This window comes from Streptomyces sp. NPDC107562 (assembly GCF_055657325.1).
Genome location: NZ_JBVKBE010000021.1, coordinates 26,322 through 49,505, shown reverse-complemented (window position 1 = coordinate 49,505; position 23,184 = coordinate 26,322). Strand labels below are relative to the sequence as shown.

Annotated in this window: 23 protein-coding genes; 11 read left to right on the top strand and 12 right to left on the bottom strand. The window is 74.0% G+C overall.

What is annotated here, in order from left to right; genetic code table 11:
• Positions 1 to 46 precede the first annotated feature (46 nt).
• From ACZ7LV_RS36265 to chpG, 6 genes are all read right to left on the bottom strand, one after another.
• A complete protein-coding gene (locus ACZ7LV_RS36265; protein WP_471945617.1) occupies positions 47 to 559 on the bottom strand; it encodes a hypothetical protein in 513 nt (170 codons plus the stop codon).
• A 110-nt stretch (positions 560 to 669) separates the two neighbouring features.
• Positions 670 to 1,281 (bottom strand): vitamin K epoxide reductase family protein, encoded by a 612-nt coding sequence (locus ACZ7LV_RS36260; RefSeq protein WP_471945616.1) that lies wholly within the window; start codon positions 1,279 to 1,281, stop codon positions 670 to 672.
• Positions 1,281 to 1,781, bottom strand: a complete 501-nt coding sequence (locus ACZ7LV_RS36255; protein WP_471945615.1) for a DUF5949 family protein — start codon at positions 1,779 to 1,781, stop codon at positions 1,281 to 1,283. The genes ACZ7LV_RS36260 and ACZ7LV_RS36255 overlap by 1 nt, the downstream gene beginning before the upstream one ends.
• A 217-nt stretch (positions 1,782 to 1,998) precedes the next feature.
• A complete protein-coding gene (locus ACZ7LV_RS36250) occupies positions 1,999 to 2,280 on the bottom strand; it encodes a hypothetical protein (protein WP_471945614.1) in 282 nt (93 codons plus the stop codon).
• A gap of 144 nt (positions 2,281 to 2,424) precedes the next feature.
• The gene (locus ACZ7LV_RS36245) at positions 2,425 to 3,138 is read right to left on the bottom strand and encodes a hypothetical protein (RefSeq protein WP_471945613.1); all 714 of its coding nucleotides are present in this window, start codon (positions 3,136 to 3,138) and stop codon (positions 2,425 to 2,427) included.
• A gap of 236 nt (positions 3,139 to 3,374) precedes the next feature.
• Complete coding sequence (gene chpG, locus ACZ7LV_RS36240) at positions 3,375 to 3,614, bottom strand: chaplin ChpG (RefSeq protein ID WP_471945612.1); 240 nt, start codon at positions 3,612 to 3,614, stop codon at positions 3,375 to 3,377.
• Positions 3,615 to 4,008: 394 nt separating this feature from the next.
• On the opposite strand from chpG, the gene ACZ7LV_RS36235 reads away from it, so the two are divergent.
• Genes ACZ7LV_RS36235 through ACZ7LV_RS36195 form a run of 9 tightly spaced genes read left to right on the top strand, consistent with a single transcriptional unit; the run spans position 4,009 to position 13,710 of the window.
• A complete protein-coding gene (locus ACZ7LV_RS36235; protein ID WP_471945611.1) occupies positions 4,009 to 4,251 on the top strand; it encodes a hypothetical protein in 243 nt (80 codons plus the stop codon).
• Between the two features lie 49 nt (positions 4,252 to 4,300).
• Positions 4,301 to 5,470 (top strand): glycosyltransferase family 4 protein, encoded by a 1,170-nt coding sequence (locus ACZ7LV_RS36230; RefSeq protein ID WP_471945610.1) that lies wholly within the window; start codon positions 4,301 to 4,303, stop codon positions 5,468 to 5,470.
• Positions 5,467 to 6,900, top strand: coding sequence for a sugar transferase (locus ACZ7LV_RS36225; RefSeq protein ID WP_471945609.1), 1,434 nt, complete (start codon positions 5,467 to 5,469; stop codon positions 6,898 to 6,900). The genes ACZ7LV_RS36230 and ACZ7LV_RS36225 overlap by 4 nt, the downstream gene beginning before the upstream one ends.
• Before the next feature lie 6 nt (positions 6,901 to 6,906).
• Positions 6,907 to 8,265 (top strand): O-antigen ligase family protein, encoded by a 1,359-nt coding sequence (locus ACZ7LV_RS36220; RefSeq protein WP_471945608.1) that lies wholly within the window; start codon positions 6,907 to 6,909, stop codon positions 8,263 to 8,265.
• Entirely contained in the window at positions 8,262 to 10,049 is a 1,788-nt protein-coding gene (gene murJ / locus ACZ7LV_RS36215) for a murein biosynthesis integral membrane protein MurJ (protein WP_471945607.1), read from the top strand. Before ACZ7LV_RS36220 ends, murJ begins: the two co-directional genes overlap by 4 nt.
• Entirely contained in the window at positions 10,033 to 10,788 is a 756-nt protein-coding gene (locus ACZ7LV_RS36210; protein ID WP_471945606.1) for a polysaccharide deacetylase family protein, read from the top strand. Before murJ ends, ACZ7LV_RS36210 begins: the two co-directional genes overlap by 17 nt.
• Entirely contained in the window at positions 10,788 to 11,951 is a 1,164-nt protein-coding gene (locus tag ACZ7LV_RS36205; RefSeq protein WP_471945605.1) for a glycosyltransferase, read from the top strand. Before ACZ7LV_RS36210 ends, ACZ7LV_RS36205 begins: the two co-directional genes overlap by 1 nt.
• A complete protein-coding gene (locus ACZ7LV_RS36200; protein ID WP_471945604.1) occupies positions 11,951 to 12,607 on the top strand; it encodes a YveK family protein in 657 nt (218 codons plus the stop codon). Before ACZ7LV_RS36205 ends, ACZ7LV_RS36200 begins: the two co-directional genes overlap by 1 nt.
• Complete coding sequence (locus tag ACZ7LV_RS36195) at positions 12,604 to 13,710, top strand: GNAT family N-acetyltransferase (RefSeq protein WP_471945603.1); 1,107 nt, start codon at positions 12,604 to 12,606, stop codon at positions 13,708 to 13,710. Before ACZ7LV_RS36200 ends, ACZ7LV_RS36195 begins: the two co-directional genes overlap by 4 nt.
• A gap of 28 nt (positions 13,711 to 13,738) precedes the next feature.
• On the opposite strand, the gene ACZ7LV_RS36190 is transcribed toward ACZ7LV_RS36195, so the two are convergent.
• Complete coding sequence (locus tag ACZ7LV_RS36190; RefSeq protein WP_471945602.1) at positions 13,739 to 15,067, bottom strand: glycoside hydrolase family 26 protein; 1,329 nt, start codon at positions 15,065 to 15,067, stop codon at positions 13,739 to 13,741.
• A 201-nt stretch (positions 15,068 to 15,268) separates the two neighbouring features.
• Between ACZ7LV_RS36190 and ACZ7LV_RS36185 the strand changes: the two genes are divergently transcribed.
• Positions 15,269 to 16,615 (top strand): carboxylate--amine ligase, encoded by a 1,347-nt coding sequence (locus ACZ7LV_RS36185; protein WP_471945601.1) that lies wholly within the window; start codon positions 15,269 to 15,271, stop codon positions 16,613 to 16,615.
• A 100-nt stretch (positions 16,616 to 16,715) separates the two neighbouring features.
• Here ACZ7LV_RS36185 and ACZ7LV_RS36180 read toward each other — a convergent pair whose 3' ends face one another.
• From ACZ7LV_RS36180 to ACZ7LV_RS36170, 3 genes are all read right to left on the bottom strand, one after another.
• Positions 16,716 to 17,816 carry an LPXTG cell wall anchor domain-containing protein gene (locus ACZ7LV_RS36180; protein WP_471945600.1) on the bottom strand — a complete coding sequence of 367 codons (1,101 nt, stop codon included), beginning with the start codon at positions 17,814 to 17,816 and terminating at the stop codon, positions 16,716 to 16,718.
• A 106-nt stretch (positions 17,817 to 17,922) separates the two neighbouring features.
• A complete protein-coding gene (gene chpD / locus ACZ7LV_RS36175; protein ID WP_471945674.1) occupies positions 17,923 to 18,150 on the bottom strand; it encodes a chaplin ChpD in 228 nt (75 codons plus the stop codon).
• A gap of 234 nt (positions 18,151 to 18,384) precedes the next feature.
• Entirely contained in the window at positions 18,385 to 18,780 is a 396-nt protein-coding gene (locus ACZ7LV_RS36170) for a rodlin (RefSeq protein WP_471945599.1), read from the bottom strand.
• A gap of 246 nt (positions 18,781 to 19,026) precedes the next feature.
• Here ACZ7LV_RS36170 and ACZ7LV_RS36165 point away from each other — a divergent pair, with 246 nt between their 5' ends.
• Entirely contained in the window at positions 19,027 to 19,422 is a 396-nt protein-coding gene (locus tag ACZ7LV_RS36165) for a rodlin (RefSeq protein WP_471945598.1), read from the top strand.
• A gap of 82 nt (positions 19,423 to 19,504) precedes the next feature.
• Here ACZ7LV_RS36165 and ACZ7LV_RS36160 read toward each other — a convergent pair whose 3' ends face one another.
• Positions 19,505 to 21,433, bottom strand: a complete 1,929-nt coding sequence (locus ACZ7LV_RS36160; RefSeq protein ID WP_471945597.1) for an AMP-dependent synthetase/ligase — start codon at positions 21,431 to 21,433, stop codon at positions 19,505 to 19,507.
• 106 nt (positions 21,434 to 21,539) lie between these two features.
• Entirely contained in the window at positions 21,540 to 23,087 is a 1,548-nt protein-coding gene (locus ACZ7LV_RS36155) for a vWA domain-containing protein (RefSeq protein WP_471945596.1), read from the bottom strand.
• Positions 23,088 to 23,184 lie beyond the last annotated feature (97 nt).

The following is a 23,184-nucleotide window of genomic DNA, read 5'->3' as shown; positions in this document are numbered from 1 at the left end:
CCGGACGGAGCAGGCCCGGACGTCGTCGCCCGGGCCCGGTGGGCCCCTACAGGCCGGGACCCGCCATCAGGTTCGCGCCCGGAACCGTCTGCAACGCCGGGGCCAGCACGCCCACCTGGGGGAGCTTCGTTTCGGGCATGCCGAAGTTCTCGCCGTCGGGCGCGGTGAGCGGGGCGTCCACGTCCAGGCCCGGCGCCGCGGAGCGCAGGTCGGAGGCGGGCGCGGAGACGCCGATGTGGTCGAAGTCGTCACCGAGGGCCCGCGGCACCGGCGCGCGCAGGTCAGCGCCGGGCAGCCCGCCCCTGACCGGCACCTGCGGCAGCACCCGCTCGGGGAGGAAGCGGCCCTCGACGTACCGCGGGCCGTCGGGGACACCCGGCTTGGGCGCCGGGACGTCGGCGGCGATCCGCGGCAGTTCCATACCGAGGGCGGTCTCGGCTCCCTCCAGCGGCACGGGAATGGGGACAGCGGCGGCGGGTGACGCCGCGGCGGCACCGGTCGCGGCGGCCGCCACACACGTGAGCACTGCGGCGAGGGTTCCTCGGGTGGTCGACTTCATCTCGGGTGCGGTCCCTTTCGGAGAATCGGGGGCTGTGCGTGCGTACCGGTCAACGAGCCGGGAAACAGCACCAGCGCACAATTCGCCCGACTGCCGCAGTAGTACGAGATTCAGCTCGTCCAGAAGTCCCACCAGCGCGTCAGAATGAGCATCCCGACGATTCCGAGGTGCAGGGCGACCACCAGCCACGTGAACTCGTCGAAGAACGTCCGCAACCAGCGCGGAACACGCAGGAATTCCTGCCGCACGGTGTACGACGTCACGTACCAGAACAGCGGAATGGTCGCCGCCCAGGCCAGCGCGCACCACAGGCACAGCGCGTTGATCCGGTACAGGGACTCGAACTGGAGCCAGGACACGAATCCCACGCCGAACAGGCAGCCCACGTCGAACGTCAGCCAGTACCAGCGGGGGAAGACCGCGCCGGCCAGCAGGCCGACGCCGACGCAGATCACGACGGCGTAGGCGACCAGCCCCAGCATCGGGTTGGGGAACCCGAAGGCGGCGGCCTGGTCGCTCTCCATGACGCTGCCGCAGGACACCACCGGGTTGAGGCTGCATCCCGGGGTGAAGCCGGGGTCCTCCAGCAGCTTGAACTTGTCCAGGGTGATGACCCACGAGGCCAGCAGCCCGGCCGCTCCGGTGACCACCAGCAGCAGGGCGAAGGCACGGCTCGCGCCGGCGGTCCCGGTCCGGCGCGCGTGCTGCCCGACGCGCGCCATCACTGTCGCAGGCTGCGCGCGGGCAGAAGCAGGTGCGCGGAGGCCTGCACGGTCTCCTCGGACGTGACGAACGCACGCAGCGCGTCCGGGGTCACGGCCTTGCCGACCTGGGCCTCGGGCCAGGGGCGTGCGGTGAACAACAGGTAGGCGTAGCCGCGTTTGGCCACGGCGGCCAGCCAGGCGGGCTGCACGGGGCACTGGGTGTTGAGGCGCGGCATGGTGACGACGGCCTGGCCGGCCACGACGAGCAGGGTGACCGGAAGGCTCGGCCGGGTGCCACCGTCGATCAGGTCGTCGCCGAGGGGCAGTCCGGCGTCGCCCAGCAGCCGCTCGACGGCGGCCCGCGACGCGTCGGGACCGTCGGGGCCGTCGCCCCGGGAGCAGGCGAGGAGATAGGGCATGTCCTTGCCGTCCTCGACCGTTCCGGTCCACGGCATGATGACGAGCGTGCCCAGGTCGGCGGGGTGGAACGGGCGGGCTTCGCCGGCGGTTGTGGTCACCGCGCGACCCTATCCACGGGCCCGGCCGTGCCCGCCCCGTTGTCACCCGGGCGGCCCAGGGCCCCCACGGCGTCCACCCGAACGAGGGACGCCCCCGACACCGCGCGAAAGGGCCGATTCCGGTGGGGAACGGAATCGGCCCTCTCGTGAACTGTCCTGTCGGCGCGCCGCCCGCCCGGAGCGCGCCCCGAGGCCGCGTACCGCGTCCCGGCGGACGTCAGCGCTTGACCGGCAGACCACCCAGCAGCCCGCCCTTGTTCAGGGTGGTGGTGGCGTCCTTCACGGTGCTGAGCGCCGAGTCCTTGTTCTCGGTGTCGAGCGCCCGCGACTGGTGCTTGAGCGGCATGACGTCGATGGGTTCCGCGGTGAGCTTGTTCACGGCGCCGTTGAGGCTGGTGGGCGTGACGTCGGCGGGGTCGTACGCGGCGAACGCGGGGGCGGCGGCACCCGTGGCGACCAGGGACCCGGCAACGACAGCGGCAGCCTTCAGGGACTTCATCGTTTTCCTTTCGTCGGCGACCGGTGTCGCCGCAGGGAATTCTGACGTCGTGCCCAACGATTCCCGAAAGGCGCGGAAACGGCGTTCCGCTTCCTCATATAACAGCCGTTTTCCAGGCCGCCGCGGCGCCCAGGACCGTGGTCCTCAGGAGGCGGACGCCTCCACCGGCAGGCTCGGCAGCGGCAGCCCGGCGGCGGCCAGGAGGTCGGTGAGGAGGTCCAGCAGTCCGGTGATCACGTCCGTGGCCGCCGGGACCACCTCGCCCGCCACGCCGGAGGTCGCCGCGTCGAGCAGCTCGTCGATCAGCTTCTCCAGCTCGCTGATCGTGTCCTCCGTGACGTCGGCGGACGGCATGTCGATGTCGTCCTCGACCGGCGCCGGCAGGGTCGTCGCGGGAACGCTCGTGGCCGGCAGGGTGCTCGCCGGCGTCGGGGCGGCGGGGGTGCCGGGAGCCGATGGGACGGCCGGTGCCGACGGAGCCGCGGGAAGCGAGGGCGCCTGCGGGGTGGACGGCGCCGGCGTGACCGTCGACGGCGTCGTCGCCGACATCTCCGCCATGAACTCCTCGATCGCCTCCTGCACGGAGTCCTCGAGCGCGGTCGCCTGGTCGTCCGTCAGCTGACCTCCCTCGGCGGTGAGGACGGTGTCGAGCAGGTCGGCGACCGGGGCGAACGCGGGGTCGAGACCGGCGAGGTACTCGATCTGGGGAATCAGTTCCTCCGCGCCGGGGACGGGGGTGGAGGTGCGCGACCGGGCCGAGTCGTGGTCCGCCGCCACGGCGACGGGGGCGGCGATGCCGAGGACGAGGGCGGCGCTGAGCGCGGAGGACGCGAGACGCCGTGCGGGCAGACCACGCATGAGCGTTCCTTTCGATGGTGCGTCGGGGACTGCGTCCACCGTGCGAGTGACCGTCACGGCTCGCAACCGGTCAGGCACCCTGCGCGACCCGCCGGGCTCCCGCATCACCGCTGGTGGGACGGTGCGCCGGGCACCGCGGGCCGGACCGTCGCACCCGTGCCCCATTCGTGGCACGACACGACGAACCGGCCGCCCTCCCGTCAGGGAGGGCGGCCGGCCGGGGAGTTGCTGCGACGTCAGTCGTTCTCGCACTCGTTGCCGAACGCCGGGTTCAGCAGGCCGATGATGTCGACCGTGTTGCCGCAGACGTTGACCGGGACGTGCACGGGAACCTGGAGGACGTTGCCCGACAGCACGCCCGGGGAGTGGGCGGCGGCGGCCTGGGCGCCGCTGTCGGCGGCGGCCACGCCGGCGGTGCCGGCCGCCGTGGCGGCGGCGACGGAGGTCAGGACCAGGCCCTTCGCGATACGCGACATGGAGAGGTGCTCCTTGGAGTTGACACAAACATCCGGGCGGATACCCGGCGCTGTGTCAACGCGCGGGCCGCGCCGGAGTTGTGCCACCAATGGGGTGATCTCTGCTCGAAGTGACGTTCACGAATCCGACACACATGCCCGGTTTCAGATGGTTCATGGGGGTAGCGACTAGAGTTGCGGACCGTCCGACGCCCCCATGTAGCCCGCCATTCGAAAGGGCCCCGCGGCCATGCGCAATTCCCCGGGTTCGCTGCTGCGCCGCGCGACGCCGCCGGCCGCGAAGGGGAAGCGGCCGGGCCTCTCCCGCCCCACCCTCCGCGCGTTCCTCGACCGCTCAGGTGTCGGACCGTTCACCTGCAACGGTGATCGCGCCCCCGCCCCGGCGTCACCCTCCGTGTCCGGGGACGCCTTCGCCGATTCCGTCGTGCCCGAGGGCGATGTGCGGAATCCGCCGATCGGCGCAGGGACGGCCGTACGGGTCACGTCGCCCGTGAACACGCTCGGCCACGATGCGGACGTGTTCGGTCCGCCCGGGGGTTTCCGATCAAACGATAACCAGTCGGCCGCCCGCGTCGTTCCCCACCGGGACGCGGCCCGGGCCGGTGTGCTCTTCGTCGCCGCCGACATCCGGCCGTGAGGCGCGTACCCGCCCGTCCAGCGTCATCCGTGAGCGAGGAAACCGCGCAATGCACCAGTCAGCCACCGACCCTCGGCCACGGGTCCTCCACCTCACGCAGCCCGTCGACGGCGGGGTCGCACGCGTGGTCGCGGACCTGACCCGGGCCCAGCTCGCGGCCGGACTCGGGGTCACGGTCGCCTGCCCGGACAGCGGGCTGAGCGACATACTCCGGCGACTGGGCGCGGACGTACGGCCCTGGCAGGCGGCACGCGCGCCGGGGGTGTCGCTCGCCGGCGAGGTACGCCGGCTGCGGCGGCTGGTCCGGGACGTGCGGCCGGATCTGGTGCACGCGCACAGCGCCAAGGCCGGACTGGCCGGGCGTATCGCCGTGCGGGGCCGGATCCCGACGGTGTTCCAGCCGCACGCCTGGTCGTTCGAGGCGGTCGGCGGGACGACGGCCGCGCTGGCGCTGAAGTGGGAGCGGTTCGGGGCGCGGTGGGCGCACCGGACGGTGTGCGTGAGCGAGGCGGAGTGCCGGACCGGGCTGCGGGCCGGGATCCACGCCCGGTGGACGGTCGTACCGAACGGGATCGACACCGAGCACTTCCGTCCGGCCGCCGCCGCCACCGTGCGGGCCTCGCTCCGCGCGGACGTCGCTCCGCGAACGCCGCTGGTGGTCTGCGTGGGGCGGCTGTGCCGGCAGAAGGGGCAGGACGTCCTGCTCGCCGCATGGCCCTCGGTGGTGCGGCGGGTGCCGGGGGCGCGGCTGGCGCTGGTCGGCGACGGACCCGACCGGGAACGGCTGCGCGGGCCCGAGCCGGTTCTGTTCGCCGGGGCGGTCCCCGATGCCGCGCCCTGGTACCAGGCGGCCGACGTCGTCGTGCTGCCGTCGCGCTGGGAGGGCATGGCGCTGGCCCCGCTGGAGGCGATGGCGTGCGGCCGGCCGGTGGTGGCCACGGACGTGGACGGCGCCCGGGAGAGCCTGCCGCCCGGGCACGCACCGCGCTGTCTGGTGCCGCCGGAGGATCCGCCCGCCCTGGCCGACGCGCTCACCGCGCTGCTGCTGGACCCGCCACTGCGCGAAGCGCTCGGCCACGAGGGCCGACGGCACGTACGGGCCGCACACGACGTCCGGCACGCCGCCGGGGCGATGGGGGACGTGTACCGCGCGCTCCTCGGCACCGGGACGCCGGTACCCGCCGCGCCCACCGAGTACAGGGAGTCCATCCACTCGTGACTGCGGAAAGCACTGCGGAAAGCACGGTCCCCTCCCCCGGCGCCCAGCCACGGGACCACGGATTCCCGACCGTCCCGGTCGTGCCCACGCCCGCCAGGGGCGGCGGCGCCGGGTTCCCCTTCCCGGTCCGGCGGCCCGCCGCCCGGAGCGCCTCCCCGGTGCCGCTGTTCGGCGCCGATCTCGGCGCGGCCCTGCTGGGGGCGCTGACGCTCGGCCGGCCCGTCCTGATGGGCCTGCTGGTCGCCGGGGCCGTGCTGGTGCGTCCGCACGGCCCGCCCCGGCGCGGGCAGGGCGTGCTGGACGAACTGCCCACCGTCTGCGGGCGGATCGCGGTGGCCTGGCTGGCGCTCGGCGCGCTGGTCGCCGCGTACACCCCGCAGCACGCGCTACCGGCCGGCCCGCTGGCGCTCGGTCTCGCCGTGCACGCCGTCGCGGGCTGTGCGGGGCGCGCCCTGGTGCACTGGCGGCGCCGCGTCGCGCTGGTGCGCCAGCCGCGCTCCGCGCTGGTCGTCGGGCCCGGCGACACCGCCCAGCGGGTCGCCGCCGCCGTGCTGCGTCACCCCCGGTGCGGGGTACGGCCGGTGGGGATCGTCGCCGACCACGCGGACGGCACCGAGGGACTGCCGGTGCTGACGACCGACGAGGAGGTCCAGCGGGCGCTCATCCAGAACGGCGTCCGGGACGTGCTCGTCGTCCACCCCACCGTGCGCAGCGAGCACGAGCCGCTGCTGCGGGGACTGGCCGAGTCCGGGTGCGCGGTGTGGGAGCTGGACGCGGACTCGCCGTCGTACGAGGCCGGAGAGCAGCTCGCCGGGTACGCGTGCCGGCGGCTGGACCTGGGCGCCGGGCGGCGCACCGACGTCGGCAAGCGGGCGCTGGACATGGTGGTGTCCGGGGCGCTGCTGGTGGCGGTCAGCCCGCTGCTGCTGGTCTGCGCGCTGGCGCTGCGGATCGGCGGCGGGCCCGGCGTGGTGTTCCGTCAGGAGCGGATCGGCAAGGACGGCCGGACCTTCACGCTGCTGAAGCTGCGCACCCACCGCCCGGCCGACGAGCACGAGGCGGCGACCCGCTGGAGCGTGGCCAACGAGCACGACATGCCGTGGTTCTGCCGGTTTCTGCGCCGCACCTCGCTGGACGAGCTGCTCCAGTTGTGGAACGTCTTCCGCGGCGACATGAGCCTGGTCGGACCGCGGCCCGAGCGCCCCTTCTTCGTCACCCAGTTCAGCCAGGCCCACCCCGGCTACGCGGCCCGACACCGCATGCCGGCCGGCATCACCGGGCTCGCCCAGGTCAACGGCCTGCGCGGCGACACCTCGATCGAGGACCGGGCCCGGTTCGACAACGCGTACATCGACAACTGGTCGCTGTGGCAGGACGTCTGCATCCTGCTGCGCACGGCTGCCGCGCTCGTCCGGGCGACGGGGAGCTGAGCGCCGATGAGTCTCGCTGCGCCGGCCGTGCGGACCCGGGCCCTGTCCCCCGTCCTGCCCGTCGTGGCCGTGGTCGTCCTGGTGGGGCTGCCGCTCGCACCGGGAAGCGGCGGCGCCACCCCGGCCGACGCGGTCTCCGCGCTGGTGGTCGGCTTCTGTGTGCTGCGGCTGCTGCGGCAGCGGCGGCGTCCGCTGTCCCGTACGGCCGCCGTGATCCTCGGGCTGCCCGTGGTGGGGCTGGCCGTGGCGGCGACGGGGGCGGTCTCGCCGGAGGCCGGGCTGGCGGGGATGGGCCGCTACCTCCAGGTGTTCGTGCTGGTGCCGGCCGCCGTGCTGCTGCTGATCCGGGACCGGGCGGACTTCCGGCTGCTCACCTGGTCGCTGGTGGCGCTCGCCGGCTGGCAGGGGGCGGTCGGCGTGCACCAGTACGTGACCGGGACCGGCGCCTCCTACCAGGGGCAGCCGATCCGGGCGGTGGGCACCTTCGGGCCGCAGGACGTCATGGGGATGGCGAGCGTGGTGTCGTTCGGGGTGGTGTGCGCGGTCGGGCTCGCGCTCGGACGGGCGCCGCTACGGCAGCGGCTGATCGCCGTCGGCTGCGCTCTGGCGCTGCTGGTGCCGCTCGCGCTGTCCTTCAGCCGGGGCGCGTGGATCGCGACCGCCGTGACGTGCGCGGTGCAGCTGGCGCTGGCCGGGATGCGGCGGGCGCTGCGGGCGGGCGCGATGATCGCCGCGGCCGGGGTGGTCCTGGTCGGCGGCTTCGGGATCGGGACGGCGCTGCTCCAGGAGCGGATCACCAGCATCACTCAGGTGGCCGACGCGCCCGATCAGTCGGTCACCGACCGGTACACCATGTGGGCGGCGGCGACCGGCATGTGGCGCGAACAGCCGCTGACCGGCGTGGGGTTGAAGGGCTTCCCGGAGTACCGGGATGCCCACGCGTCGCTGGCGCTGTCCGCGGCCAGCGACACGGAGGGCGCCGGCGCGGCCTTCCGCAGGCAGCCGCTGCTGTCCCCGCACAACATGTATCTGCTGGTCCTCAGCGAGCAGGGGCTGATCGGGCTGCTGGCCCTCGCCGGGAGCTGGCTCGCGCTGCTGGTGTGCGCGCTGCGGGGGCTCGCCGGGGCCCGGCGCGCGGACGGGCGCGGGCTCGACTGCGCGCTGGTGGCCTGCGGGCTGCTGATCTGGCAGTTGACCGACTTCGCGTACGCCGACATCGGCGGCCCCTCCACCGTGCTGACCGCCCTCTGTCTCGGTCTCGCGGCCTGGTGGGCGCTGGTCGGCGGGCGCGCCGAGGAGACGCCGGCCGAGCACCCCGGCCCTGTCCTCGCCGACGTGCGGCCGAAGGGGGCGCACGCGCGATGAACGTGACGCCTCCCCGCACCCCGGGGGCCGCGCAGCCCACCGTGCCCTCCGCACGGACCGCACCGCCGACCGAGGGCGGCACCGAACCGGCCCCGGCCTCCCGCGGCTTCCTCGCCAAGGCGGCCCTGATCACCGCGGCGCTCTCCGTGGCCGGCGCGCTGCTCGGGCTCGCGCGGGACCAGGCGCTGGCCCGGCTGTTCGGGGCGGGCAGCGAGACGGACGCCTTCCTGGTCGCCTGGACGGTGCCGGAGTTCGCGGCCACCCTGCTGATCGAGGACGGGCTGGCCCTCGTCCTGATCCCGGCGTTCAGCCTGGCGCTGTCCCGGCGTGCGCGGGGCGCGCCCGGTGACCCGGTGCGGGCGCTGGTGGCCACCACCCTGCCCCGGCTCTCGCTCGCCCTGATCACCTCCGGGGGCCTGGTCGTCGTCGGTGCCCCCTTCCTGGTCGGCGCCCTCGCACCCGGCCTCTCCGACCCCGGTCTCGCCGTCGACTGCACCCGGCTCACCGCGACCTGCGTCGTGACCTTCGGGCTCGCCGGGTACTGCAGCGCCGCGCTGCGGGCGCACCGTCGTTTCCTGGCGCCGGCGGCGATCTACGTCGCCTACAACACCGGCATCATCACGACGATGCTCGTGCTCAGCGGGCGGTGGGGGGTACGCTCGGCGGCGCTCGGGGTCGCGGTGGGCGGCTGTCTGATGGTGACGTTGCAACTTCCGGCGCTGTGGCGGCAGTTGCGCGGAAAGAACGCCGGCGGTCCGGCGGAGGAGGGCGGCGAGGCGCAGCGCCGGGTGGGGCTCGCGCTGGTCTGCGCGGTGCTGCTGTTCTCGCTGTGCCGTCAGTCCCAGGTCCTCATCGAGCGGTTCCTCGCCTCGCACCTCGACGCCGGCGCCATCTCGCATCTGAACTACGCCCAGAAGGTGGCGCAGATCCCGATGACGCTGTCGCTGATGCTGGTCACGGTCACCTTCCCGGTGGTCGCGCGGGCCCTGGCCGACGGTGACGGCGAACGGGCCCGCGACCGGGTCGAGCGCGATCTGGCGCTCGCCGCGTGCATCGTCCTGCTCGGTGCCGCGACGGTCGTCGCCTGCGCCCCGCAGATGATCGAACTCCTCTTCCAGCGGGGCGCGTTCACGGCGCGGGACACGGCGGCGACGGCGGACGTCATGCGGGTGTACGCCCTCGGCCTGCTCGGCCAGACCCTGGTCGGCGCCCTGGTCCGCACGTACTTCTCGGACGGCCGCCCGAGCTGGTACCCGCTGGCCGCGATGACGGCGGGCGTCGCCGCGACGGGCGGTATCGGGGCCTGCACGGTGGGGCTGTGGGGGGTGAGCGGCATCGCCGCGGCGAACGCGGCGGGCATCACCCTGACCGCCGGGATGCTGCTCGGCGGCGCACGGGCACGGCGCGGACACCGCGCCCCGAACGGCGACACCCCGCCCGGCGCACCGCCCGCACCCGATGCACCGGCCCCCACCGACGCCGCCACCTCACCCGACTCTCCCGCGCCCACCCGGCCCACCGCCCGCACCGTCGTCCCGCTCCGCCTCAGCCACGTCCTCGCGGACCTGGGCCGGCCGATCGTCGCCGCCGCCGGCGCGACCGTCGCCGGTGCCTTCGCCGCGAGCCGGTTCGAGGCGCCGCTGCCCGGGCTGCTCCTCGGCTGCCTCACCGTCGCCGTGGTCTTCGCGCTGCTCGGCCGGGCGCTGGGCGAGCAGGGCGTCGTGTCCGCACTCCGTTCCGTACGTTCCGTGACCCGGAGGCTTGCCCATGCCCGTTCCCGTTGACGCCGGCACGCGTGCCGTCCGCGCCCCGGCCCCGGTCCCCTGGGTGGCGATGTACCACTCCGTGGGGGACTGCTCGGACGACCCCTACCGCATCACCGTCACGCCCGAGCGCCTGGACCGCCAGCTCGCCTGGCTGCGCCGACGGGGGCTGCGGGGCGTGTCGGTGGCCGAGTTGCTCGCCGCCCGCGCCCGGGGGGAGGACCGCGGCCTGGTCGGGCTGACCTTCGACGACGGGTACGCCGACTTCGTCGACGCCGCCCTGCCGGTGCTGCGTCGGCACGGCTGCGGCGCCACCCTGTTCGTGCTGCCGGGCCGGCTCGGCGGCGACAACGCCTGGGATCCGCTCGGCCCGCGCAAGCGGCTGCTGACCGCCGACGGCATCCGCTCCGCGGCCGAACAGGGCGTCGAGATCGGCTCGCACGGGCTGACGCACGTCGACCTGACCCGGGCGGACGACGTCACGCTGACGGTGGAGACCGTCGAGAGCAGAGCGGCGCTCGCGGAGGTGACCGGTGCTCCGGTCGCCGGCTTCTGCTACCCGTACGGCGCGCTCGACCGGCGGGCCGCCGACGCCGTGCGCGACGCCGGGTACACGTACGCCTGCGCGATCGACCCCGGCCCCCTCACCGGCCCGTACGCCCTGCCCCGGCTGCACATCGGGCAGAACGACACCGCCGTACGCCTGCTGCTGAAGTACCGGCTGCACGGGCTGCGCCGGCGCCCGGTGGAGGGCGTGTGATGAAGGCTCTGCACATCATCACCGGCCTCGGCGTCGGGGGCGCCGAACAGCAACTGCGGCTGCTGCTGCGGCACCTGCCCGTCGACTGCGACGTGGTGACGCTCACCAACCCGGGCCCGATCGCCGCCGGCCTGATGGCCGACGGCGTCTCCGTCATCCACCTCGGCATGTCCGGCAACCGTGACCTCGGTGCCCTGCCCCGCCTCGCCCGCGTCATCCGCTCCGGCGGCTACGACCTGGTGCACACCCACCTCTACCGCGCCTGCGTCTACGGCCGGCTCGCCGCCCGCCTCGCCGGGGTCAGGGCGATCGTCGCGACCGAGCACTCCCTGGGCGAGACCCAGATGGAGGGCCGCCCCCTGACCGCCGGCGTCCGCGGGCTGTACCTGGCCGGTGAGCGCCTCGGCCGTGCCACGGTCGCCGTGTCCCCCACCGTCGCCGCCCGGCTGGAGCGCTGGGGCGTACCCGCCGCCCGGATCGTGGTCGTCCCGAACGGCGTCGACCTCGCCCGGTTCCGCTTCGACCCGGTGCAACGGCTGCGCACCCGCCGGCGGTTCGGTCTGCCGGACACCGCGTTCGTCGTCGGCGCCGTCGGCCGCCTCACCGCCGGCAAGCGCTTCGACGTCGCCGTCCGGGCCCTGGCCCGGCTCCCCGAGGACCACTGGCTGCTGCTGGTCGGCGGCGGCCCCGAGGAGCACATGCTGCGCCGCACCGCGCACGAGGCCGGTGTCGCCGACCGCGTCCTGTTCACAGGTGAGCGCCCCTACGTGCCGGACGGCTCCCCCGGCCCCGACCTGCCGTCCCTGACCGCGGCGATGGACCTGCTGGTCTCCCCCTCCGCCGAGGAGGCGTTCGGGCTCGCCGTGGTCGAGGCGCTGGCGGCCGGGCTGCCCGTCGTGCACGCCTCCTGCCCGGCGATCGAGGACCTGCCCGCGCACACCGCGCCGCACGCCCGCCGGGTGACCGGCGGCGCCGAGGAGTTCGCCCGCGCCGTCGCCGAGGCCCGGGCGGCGGGACCGCGGCCCCGCACGCCCGCCGAGGCCGCCCTGCATTACTGCGTCACCCGCAGCGCCGCACAGCTCATGGATGTCTACGCGACCGCGACCGCCGCCCCGCGTGCGGCGGCACCCTCGTCACCGTCACCCCAGGGAGCCAGTTCGTGATGACCGACAACCCCAGCGGACAGCACCGCCAAGGCGGCCGGCCGGCCCGCGCCGGAAAGCTCCCGCCCTGGAGCCTGCTCGCGGCCGGTGTGGTCGCCGGGGGGCTGCTCGGCGGCGCGTACGGCGAGCTGACCGCGCCCGAGTACACGGCCACCAGTTACGTCGTCGCCGTGCCCGCCGCGAACTCCGACCCGGCTTCCGCGCTGGGCTTCGCGCAGGCGTACGGCCGGGTCGCCACGCAGGTGGCGGTGCTCGGGGACGCGCAGGTGTGGGCGGGCGTGCCGGTGCGCACCCTGCAGGACAGCGTGCGGACGGCGACCTCGCCGGACGCGCCGATGGTCGCGATCACCGCAACCTCCACCCGGCGGGACGTCGCCGCCGACATGGCCAACGCCGTGGCCCGCGCGCTGACCGGGCACGCGGACGACACCTCGGACGCCACCAAGGTGGAGCTCCAGCAGTTCGCCCGCGCCACCAAGCCCGTCGAACCGTCCTCCGCGTCCACCCCGCTCACCGGCCTGGTCGGCGCGAGCGCCGGCGGTCTGCTCGGCGGGCTCGCCCTGCTGGTCCGGCCTCGGCGCGCCCAGGAAGGCACCGGGCCGGCCGCCTCCGTGCCGGGCCCGGCCGTCGCCGTCGACGCGCACCGAGCGCCGTGAAGCCCGCCTACCGCACGGAAGTCGTCACGGACGAGCCCGCCTTCGCCGAGCTCGCTCCGGTCTGGGGCCGGCTGTACGGGCGGTCGCCGCGCGCGACGCCGTTCCAGAGTCACGCCTGGCTGCACTCCTGGTGGCTGTCGTACGGCAGGCCCGGCCGGCTGCGGCTGGTGCTGGTGCACGCGGGCGGTGAACTCGTCGCGGCGGCCCCGCTGATGCGGGTGTCCCGGCCGCTGCCGGCGCTGGTGCCGCTCGGCGGGGCGATCTCCGACTACGCGGACGTCCTGCTCGACGACGGGCACGGCGAGGCGGCGCTGACCGCGCTCACCGAGGGGCTCGCGGCGGCCGCGCGCACCGCGCTGATCGACCTGCGGGAGGTCCGGCCCGGTGCCGCCGCCGAGCAGGTGTACGAGCGATGGGGTGGGCCGCGCCACCGGCTGGACGACTCACCGTGCCTGGAGCTGCCCGCCGTGGTGATCGCGGACCTGATCGGCCGGCTGCCGGCGAAGTCCCAGCAGCGGGCGCGCGCCAAGCTGCGCAAGGTGCACGCGCTGGGCGTGGAGCGCGGTTGCGTCAAACCCGACGAGGTGGAAAGGGCTCTGGGGCGGCTGCTGGAGCTGCACCGGTTGCAGTGGCAGGGCCGGAAGGTGACCTCGGAGCATCTGCTGCCGAGGTTCCGCGAACACCTGGTGCGGGCCGTCGCGGAGATGGTGCGCACCGGGGACGCGGTGGTCACCGAGTTCCGGCTGGCCGGCGAGGTGGTGGCCGTCGATCTGACGCTGATGTCGCGTCGGCTGAGCGGCGGTTACCTGTACGGCGCGCACCCGAGGCTGCGGGAGGACAAGGCGGACGTGGCGGCGATGCTGCTGGAGGCAGGCGCCGAGCAGGCGCACGGCGCGGGGCTCGGCACGCTGAGCCTGCTGCGCGGCGACGAGCCGTACAAGCACCACTGGCGTCCCGAGACCGTCGTCAACCAGCGGCTGCTGCTCGCCCGGCGGCGCACCGCCCCGCTGCTGGCGGCGGCGGTGTGCGGCGCCGGGGCACGTCGCCGGGGCAAGGAACTGGTGCGCCGGCGGGAGGAGCGCGACGGTGGCGGCAGGTCCTGAGCGGGCCTGCCGCCGACGGCGGGCACGCTCAGCGCCCTCGCGACCACCAGTCGAGCCGCATGCACATCTTGCCGCCGAGCCAGTGCTCCACCCAGTCGCCCAGGTCCATGGGCGAGCAGTCACCCGGGTCCGTGGCGGGCGGCGTCGCCGGGGGTGTGACCGACGGCGTGGCCGGAGCGGGCTGCGTCGGTCCCGTGGGCTGCGGGGACGGGGACTGCGGGGACGTGGGCTGCGGCGACGTGCCGTCGGTGCGGCCGGTGAGAAGCGCCCGGTACACCGCGGCGGAGCGCGGATTGTCGTCGCACTGCCAGACGCCGTGCGGGCAGTAGTCGGTCAGGGTGTTGTAGAGCGGCTTGTGCTCGTCCATCCAGGCGAGCATGCGGCGCATGTACTCCGGGTTGTCGCCGTTGCGGAAGAGTCCCCATTCGGGATAGGAGATCTCCTTGCCGTGCGCCTTGGCGAAATCCACGTGGTCCTGGAGCCCGTAACGCTCTTTCACCTGTTCGTCGAAGGAGAGTCCGGCCGGCTGGTCGTACGCGTCCATTCCGATGATGTCGACCGTCGTGTCCCCCGGATAGCACTGCGTCCAGGGAATGGCGTCCCGGCCGCGCGACGGGGTGAAGTCGAACCGGAACTTCTGGCCGGGCACCGACCGCATGGTGGTGACGATCCTGTTCCAGTACTGCTTCCAGGCGTTCGGGTCGGGCCCGCACCGGTGGGTGTACGTGATGCCGTTCATCTCCCAGCCGAGCACGATCACCGTGTCCGGGACCTTCAGCTCGACCAGGCGTTCGGCGAGTTTGCGGTAGTGCTGGTCGAACTGCCCGGCCGCCCCCTGTCGCAGCATTCCGCGCACCTCGGAGTCGCGCGCGCCCTCCTCGTTGCGCTCCATCATGGGGACGTTGAGGACGAACATCCGGTCGGCCTTGGCACGTCGCCAGTCGGCCCACGACTCCAGGAAGCTCGGCGCCCCCTCGATGTTGCTCCACCGGTCGCCCGGCAGATAGGTGTGGCCGACGCGCAGCTCGGAACCGCCCAGCCAGCGGCTGAGCTCGGAGATCCGGGCCACGCCGCGCTCCGCGTAGTGGAGATAGGCCCCGAAGGCGGGGAACTGCTTTCCGGGCGTCGTGGCCGCTGTCGGAGCCGTGGCCGCGGTGGGTGCCGGGGGTGCCGTGGGCGCGGCGGGCGCGGTGGGTGCCGTGGGCGCGGTGGGTGCGGGGGTCGGCGGATCGCCGGTCACCCTCACCCCCAGGCCCAGGGCGAAACCGGGGCCGGTGGCCAGGGCGGCCGACGCGAGAACCGTCGCCGCGAGGCACGCCAGCCGCCGGGGCCGGGCCCGGCGATGCTGTGCGGCCATGCCTGCTCCTCTCTCCACTCCCGTGCGCCGTCCCACAGCTGACGCGTTTTTGGGTGGACGGTGTCCGTGACGCATTTCCTGACGGCTTTCCACAGCCCGTTGTTGACACTCAGTCATATCAGTATGAATTCCGCCAGTGCGCTTGCGGCGTAAGAGTGCCCCGCTCGCCCGCACGGGTGAAACAACCGAAGGAAAAACACCGTGTCGCTGTTCGACACCCGGGTCCCCGTGGTCCTGCTGCGGATCGACCGGAATCCCTTTCACCACGGAACCCTGGGCGCCGTACGCTCGCTCGGCCGGGCGGGCGTCGACGTGCACGTCGTCGCCGACTGCGCCGGAAGTCCGGTCCGCACCTCCCGCTTCGTACGCCGGCTGCACACGCCACCGGGGCCGGACGCGTCCCCCGACGAGATCGCCGAGGTGCTGCGCCGGGTGGCCGCCGGGATCGCGCGGCCGTCCGTGCTGATCCCGATGGACGACGCGGGCGCCATCGCGGTGAGCGGGTTGCACGACGCCCTCACGCCCGCCTATCTGCTCCCCTCGCCGCCCGCCGGACTCCCCGAGCGCGTCGCCGACAAGGCCGAACTGGCGGGCATCTGCGCGTCCCTGGACCTGCCGCACCCCCGCACGCTGGTCCCGGCCACGTCCGAACAGGCCGCGCGGGCCGCTTGGCGCCTCGGACTGCCGGTGGTGGCGAAGTGGAGCCGCCCCTGGCTGCTGCCCACCGGCACCGGCCTGCGCAGCACCGCCCTGGTGCGCTCCACGCAGGAGGCCCGCGACCTGTACGAGCGGTCCGCGGAAGCGGGCAGTCGGCTGCTGCTCCAGGAGTTCCTGCCGCCCGGCCCGGACCGCGACTGGTTCTTCCACGGGTACGCCGACCGGTTCGGCGCCGTCCGCGCGGGCGGCCCCGGCCGCAAACTGCACGCCTGGCCGCGCGCCGCCGGCCTCACGGCGGTCGGCGAGTGGGCGGCGAACACCGAGGTGCGGGCCCTGGCCGAACGGCTCGTCGGCGCACTCGGCTACCGCGGGATCCTGGACCTGGACTTCCGCCGGTGCGGCACGACCGGGCGCTACCACCTGCTCGACTTCAACCCGCGCCCCGGGGCCCAGTTCCGGCTCTTCACCGACACCGCCGGAGTGGATGTCGTACGCGCCCTGCACCTGGACCTGACCCATCGCCCGCTGCCCGACGGCCGGGCGCGGCCGGGACGGGCGTTCGTGGTCGAGAACTACGCCCCGCTGGTCGTGCTCCGCCCCGCGCCCGGCGGCCGGGAACTGGCCTGGCACGCCCGCGACGACCTCGCCCCCGGCCTCGCGATGAGCGCGCTGTGGACCCGCCATGTGCTGCGCAGGCTCCGGACGCGGTTGCGGCCGAAGACGACGGTGGAGGTACGGCCCCGGGTCTCGCTGGTCCGGCAGGCGTCGCCCGCGGAGCCCCGCCCCGCCGACGTGTCCGGCGTCGTCCCCGGTCCGTCCGCGGCCCCCGGCCTCCCGGGAGCCCCCGGTCTCCCGGGCGACGAGAGGGGCGAGACGGCGGTCAGCCGCTGAGGGGCCCGCTCGTACGGGCGCCCCGGGCGACGGTGGTTCGTCGCCCGGGGCGCCCGGAACTACGCGTACCTGGTGCACGGGGTCTCCGGCACCGGGTGTGTCACCTGCGCTGGCCGGCTCGGCCTCGTCGGAAGAGCAGCGCACCGCCCAGGATCATCGCGGCGCCGGCGCCCGAGGCGGCGAGTACGGCCTCGGACCCGGTCTCGGGCAGTGACGGCGGCGGCTTCTCGTCGTCCGGCGGCGGCGGACCGGTGGGGGTCGGCGGCTGGCTCGGGGTCGGCGAGGGCGGCGGTGTGTGGGTCGGGGGCGGAGTGGGGGTCGGGGTGGGGGTCGACGGGGGCGTCGTCGACGGAGGCGGAGGCGTCGTCGGGGTGTCCCCGTAGCCGCCCTCGTCGCCGTAGCCGCTTCCGTAGCCGGTGTCGTCGCCGTAGCCGGTCGTCGCGCCGTAGCCGGTGTCGTCCCCGTAGCCGCTCCCGGACTCGGCACCGTACGCGCCGAGCAGATCGTCCACGAGGGTCGCCGGCATGTCCGCGGACGTCTCCGCGGGCGCTCCCACGGCGGTCTCCGCGGGCGTCGCGGCGGGCGACTCCGGGGCACTCTCGGAGGTCGAGTCGGTGCCCTGTCCGACGGCGACCTCCATGTCCGTGGCCGTGACGCTGCTGTCGGTGGTACCGCCCACGACGGCGCCGTCCTCGGCCACACCGCTCACGGCCGCGCCGTCCTCGGTCGCGCTGCCGTCAGCCGAGGTGTCCTCGGACGCGCTGTCCTCGGTCGCGGTCTCCATGGCGGTGCTGCCCGTGGCGGTGCTGTCGGTGGCGGTGCTGTCCACCGGCGTGCTCTGCGCGGCGGCACTGTCCTCGGGCGCGCCGTACTCGGCCGCGCCGTACTCGGCCGCGCCGTACTCGGCCACGCCGTCCTGCGCGGTGTCCGCCTCGGCCGGGGCGTTCTGGGCCATGGCCATGTCCGCGTAGACCTCGTCGCGCACGTCCTCGTAGAACGCCTCGTGGTCGAACTCCTCGGCGCTCGGGGCCGCCGCCGGTACCTCGGCGGGGGCCGCGACGCTGCTGCCGGGGGCCGCGCCGGGCGAACCCTTGGCCGCCCCGCCCGCCGTCGTGTCGGCGAGGGCGGCGCCGCCGCACAGGGACAGCATGCTCGTCGCGGCGGCAGCCGCGACCATTCCCTTGCTCAGGGTCTGTCGCAATCTCGTTGTCTTCCTGCTCGCAGAAGTGGGGAAGGCCGGCCTTGGCGAAGGATGAAGTCGTCCAAGGCCGGCCGTGGCGCAGCCGAGCGGCTGGTGCGTTACAGCGTCAGTCGTTCTTGCACTGGTTGGCGAACGCCGGGTTCAGCAGCCCGATCACGTTGATGGTGTTGCCGCAGACGTTGACCGGAACGTGCACGGGAATCTGGACCACGTTGCCGGACAGGACACCCGGGGAACCGACAGCGGCACCCTCGGCGCCCGAGTCGGCAAAGGCCGGCGTGGCCATCCCGAGAGCCATGATCGCGCCCGCGACGACAGCAGCGCTCTTCTTCATGAACTTTCCCTTCTCTGCGGTCATGCCTTTTGGACGGCCGAGACCGAGCGAGCACAGCTGTACGGCTCGCACCATGACCTGCAGCCTGCAAACGAGAAATTGACAGACAGAGAAACCGTGGAACGTATAACACCGAGGAATTCACTCGATTGCTCGGTAAATAACTTCTTCCACACGCGCCGCCGGGCGGCCCGCAGGGACTCAGCGGACCGCCCGGACTGCGCGAGTGGGAACTCAGTCGCCGTTCGCCGAAAGGACCGAGAGGTCCTCCAGGATGTGGCTGAGAGCGGCGTCGCGCTTGGTGTTCGTGGAGTTGTCCGCGCACTGCTGCTGCGTGTGGTCGGACAGGACCGGGATGTCCTGGGCCACGACACCGATGGCGGCGGCGACGCCGACGGGGACGTCCTGCACAGCCAGGCACGGCTTGTTCAGCGACCCGTCGACCAGCGAGAGCTGAGGGCTCATGTCGCCCTTGGTCGCCGAGTTGCCGAACGACGACGACGCACCGTTGCCGTTGGCCACGGACGGCCCCGAGTCGTCCCCGACGGCAAGCGCGTGGGGAGCGGCCGCCACCGACATACCGATGACGGAAGCGGCAGCCGCCGCGGCGACCATTGCCTTCTTGAGCACTTCGCGTTCCTTTCCTCGTAGCGACGCATGTCCTACGGCCACATCAACCCGGGCCGGGATGATTGGTTGCGGATGTTCACCCGGTTGGCCCGGCCTCCCGTCCAAACGCCTGATAATCACGGGTGACGACGAACACACAAAGGGCGGGGGCATCGGCCGGGAGAGTGATGCGGAGAAACCGCGAAGTGCCCGTGCAGTTGACCAGAACGCTCCGGTGGACGGGGTTTCCTCAGAAAGGACTGGCCAGTGATCAAGAAGGTTGTTGCCACCGCTGCGATCGCCGCTTCCGTCATGGGTGCCTCGGCCGCCGCGGCCCCGGGTGCCATGGCTGTCGGCGACGACAGCGGCCCGACCGCCGCGAACGGCAACGGCGCGCTGCAGAGCTTCGGGAACTCGTCCACGTACGGGAACATGAGCCCGCAGATGGCGCTGATCCAGGGCTCCTTCAACAAGCCCTGCATCGCCGTGAACGACCTGCCCGTCGGTGCGGGCGCGCTGGTCGGCATCCCGATCAAGGACATCCCGATCCTGTCGGACCACACGCAGCAGCAGTGCGCCGAGAACTCCACCAACGCCAAGCGTGACGGTGCGCTGGCGCACCTGCTGGAGGACGTGTCGATCCTGTCGGCCAACGGCGAGTGACCTAGTGCCGAGGGCGGGCCGCCGAGCATCTCGGCGGCCCGCCCTTTTCGTGTGCCGGGGGCCGTGCGACGGCGGCCCCGGGTCAGCCGCCGGCCGCGTAGAGTTCCTCGATCTCCTTGGCGTACGCCGTCGCCACCGCGTGCCGCCGTACCTTCAGGGACGGGGTGAGCATGCCGTTGTCCTCGGTGAAGTCGCCGTCGACGAGGGCGAAGGCCCGGATCGACTCGGCACGGGAGACGGCCTCGTTCGCGTGGTCGACGGCCTCCTGGACGGCGGCGCGCAGGCGGGGGTCCTGGCGGACGGCGGACAGAGGGGTGTCCGGGGGCATCCCGTGGACGGCCAGCCAGTGGGCGACGGCGTCGGGGTCGAGGGTGATCAGGGCGCCGACGTAGGGGCGGTTGTCGCCGACGACCAGGCACTGGCCGATCGGTGAGCGGCTGCGCAGCCGGTCCTCCAGGATCGCCGGGGAGACGTTCTTGCCGCCGGAGGTGACGAGGATGTCCTTCTTGCGGCCGGTGATGGTGAGGTAGCCGTCCTCGTCGAGGGCGCCGAGGTCGCCGGTGGCGAACCAGCCGCCGGTCAGGACCGCGTCGGTGGCCTCCGGGTTGTTCCAGTAGCCCGCGAAGACGATGCCGCCCCTGATCAGCACCTCGCCGTCGGCGGCGATCCGCACGCCGGTGCCGGGGACGGGCGTGCCGACCGTGCCGGGGCGGGGTGCCAGGGGCGGGACGACGGTGGCCGCGGCGGTGGTCTCGGTCAGGCCGTAGCCCTCGTAGACGACGATGCCGGCCGCGTGGAAGAACAGGTTGAGGTCCCGCTCCAGCGGGGAGCCGCCGCTGATGGCGTAGCGCAGCCGGCCCCCGAGTTCCTTGCGGACACGGCGGTAGACCAGCAGGTCGTACAGCGCCCAGGCGGCGTACAGGCCGGGGCCGGGGCCCTTGCCGGTGCCGAGGAACTTCCTCAGGTACGCCTCCGCGAAGCGTACGGCGATCCGGTCGGCCCGGTCGAAGGAGGCACCGCGGCCGATCTTCTCGGCGGTGGCGCGGCCGGTGTCGTGGATCTTCTCGAACAGGTAGGGGACGCCGACCAGGAAGGTGGGCCGGAACTCCCGCAGCATCGGGCGGAGTTCGTCGGGTCTCACGCTCGGGCAGTGGCCGATCTCGATCCGCGCCAGCAGGCACGCGATCTGGAGGGTCCGGCCGAGGATGTGGGCGAGCGGGAGGAACAGGAGCGTCGAGGCGGTCCGGCGGGTGACCGCCTCGAAGACCGGGTGCAGCAACTCGACGGTGTTCGCGGCCTCCGCGTGCAGGTTGGCGTGGGTCAGGACGCAGCCCTTGGGCCGGCCGGTGGTGCCGGAGGTGTAGCAGATCGTCGCGACCGCGCCGGGGGTCAGGGCGGTACGGCGCTTGGTGACCTCCTCGTCGGGGAGGTTCTCGCCGAGGAGGACCAGGTCGGTGAGGGCGTCGGCGTCGATCTGCCAGATGCGGGGCGCGGGGGCCTGGCCGGCCGTCGCGGTGGTGACGGTCGCCGCGTTCTCGGCGGTCTCGGCAAAGACGTGCCGGGCGCCCGAGTCGCGCACGATCCACTCCACCTGCTGCGCGGACGAGGTGGGGTAGAGGGGGACGGTCCGGCCGCCGGCCGCCCAGACGGCGAAGTCCAGGACCGTCCACTCGTAGCGGGTGCGGGACATGATTGCGACCCGGCCGCCGGGTTCGAGCCCGGCGGCGATCAGTCCCTTGGCGACGGCGGTGACCTCCTGGGCGAGGGCGGCGGCGGTCACCGGCGCCCAGGCGCCGTCGGCCGTCCGGCGCCGCAGCACCACCGCGCCGGGCGCCTCGGCCGCGTTGGCGTACGGGATGTCGGCGATGCTGCCGGCGGTGGGGCGCTGCGCCATCGGCGGGACGTGCGCCTCCCGTACGGTGCCGGTCTCGTCCCTGATCAGCTCGACCTCGGCGCGGGCCGACAGGTCGGTGCGCTGCTTGGCCCGCTTCAGATCCTTGCGTACGCCCATGGCGGCTCCCGCGTTGCCGGTGCACGGTGGTGACGCAAGGTCAACTTACCCGGAAGTAAGGAAAGGTCAATGGGTCGCGTGCCAACCCGCCGCCGGACACCGGGCGTCAGTAGGTGATGCCCCGGGCCTGGTCGATGGCGGTCGCCAGCTGCCGCACCTCCCCGTCCTCGGTGCGCCGGGCCAGGTCGTCGGCGTGCTCGGCCAGCTCGCGCATTCCCGGTGCGCCGGGCAGCGGGCTGTGGCGGGCGTCCTCACCGCGCAGGGCCTCGGCGAAGTAGGCGGCCACCGCCGTGACCTGGAAGCGGGCGGACGCGCCGCGCACCGAGTCGCTGAGCGTCACCGCCTCCAGCCGGCCCGACTCCTCGTGCGGGGCGCGGGTGGCGGGGTCGAGCCAGCGGACGGTGGCCGTGGCGAGGTGGCCGTCGGCGCCGGGCCTGATGCGGACCGCGTACAGGGCGGTGACCGTGTGGCCGGGGCCGACCTCGCCGCCGTCGACACGGTCGTCGCGGAAGTCCTCGTCGGCGACCTCCCGGTTCTCGTAGCCGATCAGACGGAACTGGGAGACCGTCTCCGGGTCGAAGGCGACCTGCGCCTTGGCGTCGCGGGCGGTGAGGTCGACGTGGCGCGGGAGTTCCTCGCAGAACACCTCGCGGGCCTCCTCGGCGGTCGAGACGTACGTCGTGTGGCCGTCGCCCCGGTCGGCGAGGCGTTCCATCAGCTCGTCGCCGTAGTCGCTGCCGACGCCCACGCCGAAGAGGGTGATGCCGTGCTCGCGGCGGGCACCGTCGATGCGCTCCAAGATCGTGTCGGCGTCGGTGTCGCCGGTGTTGGCGAGGGCGTCGGAGACGAGGACGACCCGGTTGGTGGCGCCCTCGCGCAGGCCCTCGACGGCCGTGGCGTACCCGGTCTCCACGCCGTCGCCGAGGTTGGTGGACTGCTGGACCTCCAGGGCGGAGACCGCGTCGCGGATCCGGCCGCGGTTGCCGCCGAGCCGGGTCATCGGCAGCACCGTCTCGGCCTCGTCGCTGAAGGTGACCAGCGCGACCGAGTCGTCGTCGCGGAGCCGGTCGGTCATCACGCCGAGGGACTCCTTGGCGAGGTCCAGCCGGCCGGGCTCGGACATCGAGCCGGAGACGTCGAGGACGAAGGTGAGGGCGGCGGGCGGACGCGCGCCCTCCTGCCGGGCCGGCCGGGTGGCGAGGCCGACGCGGACCAGGGACCAGTCCGCCGCGGCGGTGCGGGCGCCGTCGACCGTCACCGAGAAGCCGTTGCCGTCGGGGCGCTCGTAGTCCTGGCGGAAGCTGTTGACGAACTCCTCCGGACGGATCGTCGACGGGTGCGGCCGGCCGCCCTCGGCGAGGGTGCGGCGGGCGTAACCGTAGGAGGCGGTGTCGACGTCCAGGGCGAAGGTGGAGAGGTAGTCGGGTTCCGGCGCGAACTCGCGGTCCGTGCCGTCCTCGCGCCGCTCCCCGCTCACCTCACCGGAGTCCGGCGCGGGCGGGGCGGGGGCCGGGAACCCGTCGGCCTCCTGCGCCCGGTCGGCCCGGCTGTCGTGTCCGGCGTCCCCCGCGCCGCAGCCGGTCAGGAGCAGACCGCCCGCCGTGGTGAGCGCGAGCAGCGCCCCGCTGAGCCGCCGTGTCCGATAGCGCTTCATCTCGCGTGCCCCCTGTGTCCGTTGACCAGCCCGTCGAACCTCGACGTCAGTGACTGTGACGGCACGGGGGGCCGGAACGTGCGCGACGGAGCGTTGC

Coding starts and splice junctions, on each gene's coding strand:
- ACZ7LV_RS36245 (WP_471945613.1), bottom strand. CDS start 3,138: ATGCGTGGTCTGCCCGCACGGCGTCTCGCGTCCTCCGCGCTCAGCGCC.
- ACZ7LV_RS36200 (WP_471945604.1), top strand. CDS start 11,951: ATGACCGACAACCCCAGCGGACAGCACCGCCAAGGCGGCCGGCCGGCC.
- ACZ7LV_RS36205 (WP_471945605.1), top strand. CDS start 10,788: ATGAAGGCTCTGCACATCATCACCGGCCTCGGCGTCGGGGGCGCCGAA.
- chpD (WP_471945674.1), bottom strand. CDS start 18,150: ATGAAGAAGAGCGCTGCTGTCGTCGCGGGCGCGATCATGGCTCTCGGG.
- ACZ7LV_RS36210 (WP_471945606.1), top strand. CDS start 10,033: ATGCCCGTTCCCGTTGACGCCGGCACGCGTGCCGTCCGCGCCCCGGCC.
- ACZ7LV_RS36155 (WP_471945596.1), bottom strand. CDS start 23,087: ATGAAGCGCTATCGGACACGGCGGCTCAGCGGGGCGCTGCTCGCGCTC.
- ACZ7LV_RS36260 (WP_471945616.1), bottom strand. CDS start 1,281: ATGGCGCGCGTCGGGCAGCACGCGCGCCGGACCGGGACCGCCGGCGCG.
- ACZ7LV_RS36265 (WP_471945617.1), bottom strand. CDS start 559: ATGAAGTCGACCACCCGAGGAACCCTCGCCGCAGTGCTCACGTGTGTG.
- ACZ7LV_RS36160 (WP_471945597.1), bottom strand. CDS start 21,433: ATGGGCGTACGCAAGGATCTGAAGCGGGCCAAGCAGCGCACCGACCTG.
- ACZ7LV_RS36250 (WP_471945614.1), bottom strand. CDS start 2,280: ATGAAGTCCCTGAAGGCTGCCGCTGTCGTTGCCGGGTCCCTGGTCGCC.
- ACZ7LV_RS36220 (WP_471945608.1), top strand. CDS start 6,907: ATGAGTCTCGCTGCGCCGGCCGTGCGGACCCGGGCCCTGTCCCCCGTC.
- chpG (WP_471945612.1), bottom strand. CDS start 3,614: ATGTCGCGTATCGCGAAGGGCCTGGTCCTGACCTCCGTCGCCGCCGCC.
- ACZ7LV_RS36190 (WP_471945602.1), bottom strand. CDS start 15,067: ATGGCCGCACAGCATCGCCGGGCCCGGCCCCGGCGGCTGGCGTGCCTC.
- ACZ7LV_RS36230 (WP_471945610.1), top strand. CDS start 4,301: ATGCACCAGTCAGCCACCGACCCTCGGCCACGGGTCCTCCACCTCACG.
- murJ (WP_471945607.1), top strand. CDS start 8,262: ATGAACGTGACGCCTCCCCGCACCCCGGGGGCCGCGCAGCCCACCGTG.